The organism is Blastococcus atacamensis, from assembly GCF_002938425.1.
Taxonomy (GTDB): Bacteria; Actinomycetota; Actinomycetes; order Mycobacteriales; family Geodermatophilaceae; genus Blastococcus; species Blastococcus atacamensis.
The window spans coordinates 1-10,194 of record NZ_POQU01000111.1; the positions used below are offsets into that span (position 1 = coordinate 1).

The following is a 10,194-nucleotide window of genomic DNA, read 5'->3' on the forward strand; positions in this document are numbered from 1 at the left end:
TGTTGTTTATAATGATGCTGTGACCACACGATTCTCCCTTCTCCTCTTCTTGGCAAGGGTAAGAGGTGAATAAGAGCCAGGGACGTCCCGACCCGCGCGCGCAGGCCCAGCAGGCGCAGATGGCCGCCGCCATGGCCGGCGCCGTCGACCTGGCCGCGGTCAAGGCGCGCTCCGATGCCGCCGCCCGCGCCCAGGCCGCGCCGCCGCCGAGTGCGTCGGCTCCTGCCGGAGCACCGGGTGGCGCCGTCGTCGACGTCACCGAGGCGACCTTCCAGGCCGAGGTGCTCGACCGCTCCTTCCAGGTGCCCGTCGTGCTCGACCTGTGGGCCGAGTGGTGCGGGCCGTGCAAGCAGCTGTCCCCGGTGCTGGAACGCCTCGCCGTCGAGGGCGGCGGCTCGTGGGTGCTGGCCAAGGTCGACGTCGAGGCCAACCCGGCGCTGGCCCAGGGTCTGCGGGTCCAGGGCATCCCGGCGGTCAAGGCGGTGTGGCAGGGGCAGCTCGTCGCCGAGTTCACCGGCGCGATCCCCGAAGAACAGGCACGCCAGTTCGTCACCGAGCTGGTCCAGGCCACGACCGGCGGCGCCGTGCCGGGCGGAGCGGCTCCCGAGGAGGCGGAGGACCCGCGGCTGGACGCCGCCGAGGCCGCTCTCGAGCGGGGTGACCTGGCCGCGGCCGAGGCCGCCTACGAGGCGATCCTCGCCGAGGAGCCCGACCACCCGGACGCCGGCATCGCGCTGCGGCAGGTCCAGCTGTTTCGCCGCGCCGAGGAGGCAGGCCCCGATGCGCTCGCCGCCGCCGAGGCCGCACCCGACGACGTCGCCGCGCAGACCCGGGCGGCGGACTTCCTGCTGGGCACCGGCGACATCGAGGGCGCCTTCGACCGGATGCTCGACGTGGTCCGCCGGACCGCGGGCGAGGACCGCGACCAGGCCCGCCAGCACCTGGTGGAGCTGTTCGGCATCGTCGGCGACCAGGACCCCCGGGTCGCCACCGCGCGCCGTCAGCTCACCGCCGCCCTCTTCTGACCCGACCTGCCGGCCGAGTGGGTCAAGCCCCCACGTCGCAGGCCTCGACACCCTCGACGAAGCCGCCGCGGAAGACGTCGACCAGCTGGAAGCCCGACAGGTTCGCGGAGCCCAGCACGTCCTCCGAGACGCCGTACTCGAGCAGGAACAGCACGCTCTCGTCGAGGTCGCCCGGCGAGATGAGCACGTCGGGCACCCCCCGGTTGAACACCTGGGCGCTGAACCAGCCGGTGAGGCACACCGCCGACCGGATCGCGTCGGGGTCGGCGGGGTCCAGGCCCAGCTGGTCGCGGGCGCCCAGCGCGTACGGGATGGCGAGAGCGGTAGCGACCGCGTAATCGCCGAGCTCGTAGGCGGTGGTGGTGAGCTCCTCGTCGTAGCCGACGACGTTGCCGTCGGCGCAGTAGACGAGGTCGCGGTCCGACGGGGCGCAGTCCGGGGCCGAGCCGGTGAAGGGCTCGATCGGGGGCGCGTCGAAGTCGGCGTCGAACACGTCGGTGAAGGCCCGGTCCCAGAAGGCGGGCAGGGCCTCGTCGATCAGCGCCACGAGTTCGCCGTAGGGGGCGTTGCCCTGGTTGCCCAGCTCCCGGTCCCGGAACTCGCCCTGGGTGAACACCCGGTCCGGCCCGAACCGGTCGCGGCAGGCCTCCGGCCCGTCGTCGAACCCTTCCTGGAACGCCGAGACCCGGTCGAAGTAGGACCCGTGCGCCGACTGCTCGGCCGGGCTGGTGCCCACCGGGTCCCGCAGCAGGAAGTAGCCGCGCAGCAGGTCGTCGAGCTCACCCTCCCGCAGCTGCGAATGCTCGGCCCGGCCGTCGACGACCCAGGCGCTCCAGGCGCCGGCGAAGCAGTCGGCCTGGGTCTCGGTGGCGATCGAGGGCCCGGGGGAGCCGACCCGTCCCTGGACCGCGTGACCGAACTCGTGGGCCATGACCAGGGCCGGCAGGAAGCGCCCGTACCCGTCGGCCAGTTCGGCGAGGAATGCCCGGTCGTAGGTGATCGAGTCCGAAGCCGGTTCGTCCGGGGCCTGGCAGTAGAACGCGTTCTTCGCCGCCTCGCGCGGATCGCTGCCGCAGCCGACCCCCTGCGGGTAGTCGCGGGGGTCGACGTCGTCCGGGTCGACGCTGAAGTAGCCGCCCTGCAGCGGCTGGAACGCGCCGCCGAACACGTCGGGGAACTGGTCGGACCAGAAGTCCTGCAGGTCGGCCAGGGCGTTGCGGGCCAGCTCGTCCACCGGCTCCTCCGTGGCACCGACGACGGTGACCTCCCCGGGAGGGGCATCGGCCGGCGCGCGGCCGCCGGCGCTGGGGGTGCCGACCACGACGACCCCGCAGGCGCTGGTCAGGCCGCAGAGCAGCAGGCTCGCGACGGCGGACAGCAGGGCGGGCCGGGTCATGCGTGTCCCCATCGCCGCCGGAGCGGCGGCGCAAACCCCGGCGCGCGGGGTCAGTCCGCCAGGTCGCAGGCGCCGCCCCCCTCGAGGAAGCCGCTGCGGAAGGCGCCCACCAGCTCGAAGCCGGATGCGTCGACGTTCGGGAGGACCCGGTCGTCGACGCCGTACTGCAGCAGGAACTGCACGGCCTCGTCGATGTCGCCGGGGCTGATCTGGGCCCCCACCACGTCGATGAAGGCGTTGGCGAACCACTGCGCCTGGTACCAGCCGGTCAGGCAGACGGCCGAGCGCGTGGCCGCCCCGTCGTCCACCGACAGCCCGGCCTGGTCCCGCACCGCCAGGGCGTAGGGGAGGGCCAGCGCGGTCGCGAGCGCGAAGTCGCCGATCTCGTCGTAGGCGGGGATCGCCAGGTCGCTCTCGTCGACGTAGACGGTCGAGTCGTCGGTGCAGTAGCCCAGGTCGCGGTCCTCCAGGCCGGCGCATTCCGGGGCGTCGCCGTCGAAGGCCTCGACCGACGGCGCCTCGAACGCAGCCCCGAACACGTCGGGGAACACCTCGCCGTAGAAGGCGGGCAGCGTCGAGCCCACCCAGCCGACGAGGCTCGCGTAGTCGGCGTTGCCCTGGTCGAGCAGGTCGTCGGGGTCGAACTCGGCGGCGGTGAAGAGCCGGTCGTCGCCGAAGTCGTCGCGGCAGGTGCTGAGCCCGGCCTGGTATCCCTCGTAGAACGCCGACACCCGGTCGAAGAAGGAGCCGTGGGCCGCACCGTCGTCGGGGTCGCTGCCGACGTCGTCGCGCAGCAGGAGGAAACCGCGGATGACCTGGTCGAGCTCCGGCTCCCGTAGCGAGAGGTGCTCCGCTCGGCCGTCGGCCACCCAGCGTGTCCACGCGCCGGCCAGGCAGTCGGCCTGCGTCTCGTCGAGGATGCTGCGCTCCGCGAACCCGTACCGGCCCTGCATCGCGTGCCCGAACTCGTGCGCCATCACGACCGGCACGAGGAACCGCCCGTAGTCGTCGGCGAGCTCCTGCAGCAGGGTGCGGTCGTAGGCGACGACGTCGCACACCGGGTCGTAGAAGGCGTTGCCCGCGACCTCCTCGGGGTCCGTCGGCTGCTCCTGGCACCCGATACCGGTTGCGGGGTACAGGCTGGCGTCCAGGTCCTCGGAGTCGACGGAGAAGTAACCGCCCGCCAGCGGCGTGTACTCCTCACCGAAGTACTCCGGGTAGGCCTGCTGCCAGAACGTCTCCAGATCGGCCAGCGCGTTGCGGGCGACCTGGTCGATCGGCTCCCCGCCGGCCCCGGTCACCGGGAAGTCGTCGACGGAGACGTCCCTCGCCTCGTCACCTCCGGGCGAGGCCTGCCCGCGCACCACGTCGACGGCGCAGCCGCTCAGCAGCACCGCGCTGAGAACCAGCGGTGCGGCCCGGCGCAGGGTCATGACGTCAGCATGCCCCGTCCACCCGACCGCGACCAGCTCCGCTCGCCCCGCGCCGCGGGACGACCGGAGCCGACGTCAGCCCTCGTGCAGGAACCAGACGGTGCCCAGCGGGGGAGCGGAGATCGTCGCCGAGTACGGCTGGCCGTGCCACGGCTCGGCCACGGCCTCGACCCCGCCGAAGTTGCCGACCCCGGAGCCCCCGTACCCCTCGGCGTCGCTGTTGAGCACCTCGCGCCACTGGCCCGGGCGCGGCAGCCCGATCCGGTACTCGTGGTGCGGCGAGCCGGAGAAGTTCACGACGCAGGCCAGTGCCGTGCCCGCAGCCGGCTCGACGACGACGTCGCCCGCACCGTCGTCCGCCGTGTCCCCGTCCCCGGCCCGCGTCCCTGCGCTCGCCGGGAGGGCGGCCGGCTCGGGCGCCTTGCCGTAGCGCAGGAACGACAGCACGTTGCCGGATGCGTCGTTGGCGTCGATCCACTGGAAGCCGGCCGGGTCCACGTCGAGCGACCAGAGCGCGTCGAACTCCTTGTAGCGGGCGTTCAGATCGGTGACCAGCTGCAGGATCCCGCGGTGCGCGGGGTCCTCGAGGTGCCACCAGTCCAGCGAGCGGCTTTCCGCCCACTCGGAGTCCTGCGCGAACTCCGAGCCCATGAAGAGCAGCTGCTTGCCCGGGTGCGCCCACATGTAGGCCAGGTAGGCGCGCAGGTTGGCCAGCTGCTGCCAGCGGTCGCCCGGCATCTTCCGCAGCATGGAGCCCTTGCCGTAGACGACCTCGTCGTGGCTGATGGGCAGGACGAAGTTCTCGGTGTAGGCGTAGTGCATCGAGAACGTCAGCTGGCCGTGGTGGTAGCTGCGGTACACCGGCTCACGCTCCACGTAGGCCAGCGAGTCGTGCATCCAGCCCATGTTCCACTTGAAGCCGAAGCCCAGGCCGCCCAGGTGCGTCGGCCGGGTCACCCCAGGCCACGCGGTGGACTCCTCGGCGATGGTCATGATGCCGGGGACCTCGCGGTAGACGGTGGCGTTGAACTCCTGGAGGAAGGCCACCGCCTCCAGGTTCTCCCGGCCGCCGTACTTGTTCGGCAGCCACTCGGTGCGCGAGTAGTCCAGGTAGAGCATCGAGGCCACCGCGTCCACGCGGATGCCGTCGATGTGGAACTCCTTGGCCCAGTACAGCGCGTTCGCGACCAGGAAGTTGCGGACCTCCGAGCGGCCGAAGTCGAAGACGTAGGTGCCCCAGTCCAGCTGCTCGCCGCGGCGCGGGTCGCCGTGCTCGTAGAGCGGCGTGCCGTCGAAGCGGGCCAGCGCCCACTCGTCCTTGGGGAAGTGCGCGGGGACCCAGTCGACGATGACCCCGATCCCGGCCGCATGCGCCCGGTCGATCAAGTAGCGCAGGTCGTCGGGCGTGCCGAAGCGCGAAGTCGGCGCGTAGTAGGAGGTGACCTGGTAGCCCCACGAACCGCCGAAGGGGTGCTCGGCCAGCGGCATGAACTCGATGTGGGTGAACCCGGCGTCCTTCACGTAGTCGACCAGTTCGTCGGCGAGCTCCCGGTAGGACAGCCCCTGCCGCCACGATCCGGTGTGCACCTCGTAGACGCTCATCGGGCGCTCGTGCCAACTGGTGGTCGCCCGCTCGGCCAGCCACTCGTCGTCGCCCCACTCGTAGGTGGACTCGGTGACGATGGAGGCGTTCAGCGGGGGGACCTCGGTGGCGAAGGCCAGCGGGTCGGACTTCTCGCGCCAGACGCCGTCGGCGCCGAGCACGTGGTACCGGTAGCGGGTGCCCACCTGGGCGCCGGGGATGAAGATCTCCCAGACGCCGGAGGACCCGAGACGGCGCATCGGGTAGGCGCGGGCCTCCCAGTAGTCGAAGTCGCCGGTGACCTTCACACCCTGGGCGCTCGGGGCCCAGACGGCGAACGAGACGCCCTCCACCGTGCCGCGGGGGGTCTCGTAGCGCCGGACGTGCGCGCCGAGCACCTCCCAGAGGCGCTCGTGCCGGCCCTCGCGGATGAGGTGCTCGTCCAGCGGCCCCAGCGTGGGCAGCCAGCGGAAGGGGTCGTCCACGGTGTGGGTGGTGGTGCCGCCCTCGCCGTCGTCGTACACGACCTCGATGCGGTAGTCACCCGGCTGGCGGGGGAACCCGGCCTCGTAGATGCCGCCGGCGTGCAGCCGGCGCATCTCGTACCGGCTGCCGTCCTCGTCGAGGACGGCGACGGAGACGGCGTCCGGGCGCAGGGTGCGCACGGCCCAACCCTCGGCCGTGCGGTGGGCACCCAGCACCCCGTGGGGGTCGCGGGACCACCCGTCGACGATTGCCTGCAGGTCCTGCTCGGAGAAGGTCTCGATCTCGGCGTCCTCCGCGGCACCCGCCGTGGTGCCGCCCGCGGGGGCGGCGCCGTCGGCCGAGGTCGCGACGGCGGCCTCGACCGGCGCCGGGACGTCGTCACCGGCCGGCTCGCGGACGGGGGCCGCCGGTTCGGCGGCCCCTGGGGCGGTGTCGGTGGCGGTCTCGCCGACGGGGGTGCCACCGGCGTCCTCGGGTGCCTGCGGGTTGTCCGGCTCGGCCGGGTCGGGGTCCGGTGCCACCGGCTGGCCGGCCGGCGCGCCGGTGTCGTCACCGGGCTCGGCGATCGGCGCCGGGGCCACCACCGGGTTGGCGGTGATCTCGGTGTCCTCGCCGCCGGGGTCCGGCGTCGCCTCCGTCGCCGTGGGAGTGGCGGCCACCTTCTTGGCGGTGGCCCGCTTGGCGGTGGTGGCCTTGGTCGCGGCTGCCTTCTTGGCCGGCGCGGCCTTCGTCCCTGGAGCCGCCTTCTTGGCCGCCCGCTTCGCGGGGGCCGCGGCCTCGGTGCCGGCGTCCGCCGCGACGGCCTTCTTCGTGGCCCGCTTACGGGTGGCGGGGGCGGCGTTCACCGGGGGCTCGCTGCCCGCGGCCGCCTCGGCCTGGGCGACCTTCTGCTCCACGGCGCGCTGCAGATCGTCCTTGCTCTGCACGGGGCTCTCGCCTCGGTCGTCGGTCGTCATCGTCTCGCCGTCCTCGTCGCGTCTCGGTGCTCTGGTCCGTGGGGTCGGTGCTCAGTCGCGGTGGGCGATCCGGGACAGCGACTGGAGCGGGATCATCAGCCAGTGCGGACGGTTCCTCGCCTCGTAGACGCATTCGTAAACCGCCTTGTCGGCCTCGAACGCCCGAAGGAGTGGTGATTCCCCGCACGGGTCCAGGCCGCTGGCCTCGGAGTAGCCGGTGCAGAAGGCCGACCGGTTCCTCGCCGCCCACTCCTGGGCGCGGTAGGCGCGCTGGGTGTCCTCGGGTTGCTCGACCAGCATGTGCCGGGCGGCGTAGTCGAAGCTGCGCAGCATGCCCGCGACGTCGCGCAGCGGGCTGTCCAGCTCCCGGCGCTCGGCCAGCGGGCGGGCGGGCTCGCCCTCGAAGTCGAGCACGATCCAGCCGGTGGTCGTGCGCAGCACCTGACCCAGGTGGAGGTCGCCGTGCACGCGCTGGCGGACCACGGGCTCCTGGCTGTCGGCGACCGAGGCGTAGACCCGCCGCAGCCCCTCGGCGTACTCCTGGAGCTGCGGCACGACCTCGATGGCCGCGTCCAGCCGCTCGGTCATCTGCCGGGCGACCTCGGCGTACCACTCGGGAGAGGCCGGCTCGGTGGGCAGCACCCGCGCCATGTCGCCGTGCACCGACGCCGTCGCCGCACCCAGCCGCTCGCTGTCGGCGGCGAAGTCGCCCCCGACCTCGTCGGCGTGCAGGTCGCCCTCGGCGTACAGGTCCCGGACGCTGGCGGTGGCCAGCCGCCACCCGTCGCTCGCGTTGGGCACGAACGTCTGCAGCATCGCCACGGTCGCCGGCGGCGTGGCCGGGTCGTCGTCGTCGATCTCGATGTGACCCAGCAGCGGGGCGATGTGCTCGTTCTCCGCCCGGCGCAGGGCGTCGTGGATCTCGACGTCGGGGTTGAGGCCGGGCTCCAGCCGCCGGAAGAGCTTGAGGATCGCCTCCTGGCCGTAGACCAGCGAGGTGTTGCTCTGCTCCGTGGAGACGATGTCGCCGGGCAGCCCCTCGGGGATGTGACCCTCTCCGGCGGGGGAGAAGCGCATCGGGCCGACGGCGGAACCCTGGGCGAGGTGGATCAGCCACGGGGCGGTCGAGTCGCGGTCGCGCATCGCGTCGTAGGCGAACGACTCGCGTCCGTCGTTGGCCACGACACCGACGAAGGCCGCCTCCATGTCCTCGGAGGGCTGGTCGCGCCAGGAGAGCGGGACCAGGTAGGTGTCGCGGCCGCCGTCGCGGTACTCGATCCGCACCCGGTGCACCGAGAGCACCGGATTGCCACGGTCGAGGAAGAAGCCGTCCTCGGTGACGTCGGCCCACTCCCGGCCCTTGCCGCCGAACCAGCGCTGCTGCGGGATCCACTCGCGGAACAGATCGGTGAGTGCATTCATCGGGTGCCTCCGGACTCGTCGGTCGGGGTCTCGTCGGCGGCGCTGACCACGCCGGCGGCCAGCAGGCTGTCGGCCACGGCGCTGGATGTCGCGCTCGTCCAGTCCTCGGTCTCGTCGGCGGCGGGCTCGGCCGGCTTGGACAGCTCGAACCAGTAGAAGCCGTGTCCGGCGAGGGTGAGCATGTACGGCAGCACGCCGATCTGGGGGAACTCGACCCGGCCGGTGAGCTCGATGGGCGTGTAGCCCTCGAACCGGCGCAGGTCCAGCTCCACGGCCTGCGGGAACCGCGAGAGGTTGTTGACGCAGAGCACCACGTCGTCGCCGAACTCGCGCACGAACGACAGCACCGTGGGGTTGCGCGAGCCCACCTCGGCGTAGCTGCCGAGACCGAACGTCGGGTGCTGCCCGCGGACCTGGATCATCCGGCGGACCCACTGGAGCAGCGAGTTGGTGTTGCGCAGCTGGGACTCGACGTTGGTGACCTGGTAGCCGTAGACCGGGTCCTGGTTCAGCGGCAGGTACATCCGCTGCGGGTCGGCGCTGGAGAAGCCGCCGTTGCGGTCCGGAGTCCACTGCATCGGGGTGCGGACGCCGTCGCGGTCACCGAGCCAGATGTTGTCGCCCATGCCGATCTCGTCGCCGTAGTACAGGACCGGGGAGCCCGGGAGCGACAGCAGGAGCGCGTTGAACAGCTCGAGGGTGTTGACGTCGTTGTCCAGCAGCGGGGCCAGCCGGCGGCGGATGCCGATGTTGGCCTTCATGCGGGGGTCCTTGGCGTACTCCGCCCACATGTAGTCGCGTTCCTCGTCGGTGACCATCTCGAGGGTCAGCTCGTCGTGGTTGCGCAGGAAGATGCCCCACTGGCAGTTGTCGGGGATGTCCGGCGTCTGGGCCATGATCTCCGAGATCGGGAACCGCTGCTCCCGCCGGACGGCCATGAACAGCCGCGGCATCACCGGGAAGTGGAAGGCCATCTGGCACTCGTCGCCGTTCTCGCCGAAGTACTCGACGACGTCGTCCGGCCACTGGTTCGCCTCGCACAGCAGCACCTTGTCGGTGTAGTTGTCGTCGACGACCTTGCGGACGTGCTTCAGGAACTCGTGGGTGCGCGGCAGGTTCTCGCCGTTGGTCCCCTCCTCCTCGAAGAGGTAGGGCACGGCGTCGAGCCGGAAGCCGTCGACGCCCAGGTCCAGCCAGAAGCGCAGGGCGTCGATGATCGCCTCCTGCACCTTCGGGTTCTCGAAGTTGAGATCCGGCTGGTGGGAGAAGAAGCGGTGCCAGAAGTACTGCTTGCGCACCGGGTCGAACGTCCAGTTCGAGCTCTCGGTGTCGACGAAGATGATCCGCGCGTCGGCGTAACCGGTGTCGTCGTCGGCCCACACGTAGAAGTCGCCGTAGGGGCCCTCGGGGTCGCTGCGGCTGGCCTGGAACCACGGGTGCTGGTCCGAGGTGTGGTTCATGACGAAGTCGATGATCACGCGCATGCCGCGGGCATGGGCCTCGTCGAGGAAGTCGTGGAAGTCCTCGATGTTGCCGAACTCGGGCAGGACCGCGGTGTAGTCGCTGACGTCGTAGCCGCCGTCGCGCAGCGGGGAGGCGAAGAACGGCGGCAGCCAGAGGCAGTCGACGCCGAGCCACTGGAGGTAGTCCAGCTTGTCGATCATGCCGCGGATGTCGCCGACGCCGTCGGCGTTGCTGTCGGCGAAGCCGCGGACCAGCACCTCGTAGAAGACGGCGCGCTTGTACCACTCCGGGTCGGACCCCGGAGGCGGCAGAGCGGAGCGGGCGGCAGGGGAGTCGGGGACGGGAACGGTCATCGACGTGGCGCGTATAAACATCTGAGTCTGACGAAGAAAAACATAAGAAGAGACTAAGTGGATGCTAAGTATAAAAA

6 protein-coding genes are annotated in these 10,194 nt (G+C 71.6%); 1 reads left to right on the forward strand and 5 read right to left on the reverse strand.

What is annotated here, in order from left to right:
- The first annotated feature begins 65 nt into the window (after nt 1-65).
- Complete coding sequence (locus C5508_RS17900; RefSeq protein WP_232797264.1) at nt 66-1,025, forward strand: tetratricopeptide repeat protein; 960 nt, start codon at nt 66-68, stop codon at nt 1,023-1,025.
- A gap of 22 nt (nt 1,026-1,047) precedes the next feature.
- Here the strand turns inward: C5508_RS17900 and C5508_RS17905 are convergent, their stop codons facing one another.
- The 5 genes from C5508_RS17905 to treS form a co-directional block, all read right to left on the reverse strand.
- Nucleotides 1,048-2,421 (reverse strand): neutral zinc metallopeptidase, encoded by a 1,374-nt coding sequence (locus C5508_RS17905; RefSeq protein ID WP_104526285.1) that lies wholly within the window; start codon nt 2,419-2,421, stop codon nt 1,048-1,050.
- Between the two features lie 50 nt (nt 2,422-2,471).
- Nucleotides 2,472-3,854 carry a neutral zinc metallopeptidase gene (locus C5508_RS17910; protein ID WP_232797265.1) on the reverse strand — a complete coding sequence of 461 codons (1,383 nt, stop codon included), beginning with the start codon at nt 3,852-3,854 and terminating at the stop codon, nt 2,472-2,474.
- A 75-nt stretch (nt 3,855-3,929) separates the two neighbouring features.
- Complete coding sequence (gene glgB / locus C5508_RS17915) at nt 3,930-6,878, reverse strand: 1,4-alpha-glucan branching protein GlgB (protein ID WP_104526286.1); 2,949 nt, start codon at nt 6,876-6,878, stop codon at nt 3,930-3,932.
- Nucleotides 6,879-6,929: 51 nt separating this feature from the next.
- Nucleotides 6,930-8,300, reverse strand: coding sequence for a maltokinase N-terminal cap-like domain-containing protein (locus tag C5508_RS17920; protein WP_104526287.1), 1,371 nt, complete (start codon nt 8,298-8,300; stop codon nt 6,930-6,932).
- A complete protein-coding gene (treS, locus tag C5508_RS17925; protein ID WP_104526288.1) occupies nt 8,297-10,117 on the reverse strand; it encodes a maltose alpha-D-glucosyltransferase in 1,821 nt (606 codons plus the stop codon). The genes C5508_RS17920 and treS overlap by 4 nt, the downstream gene beginning before the upstream one ends.
- Nucleotides 10,118-10,194: the final 77 nt, after the last annotated feature.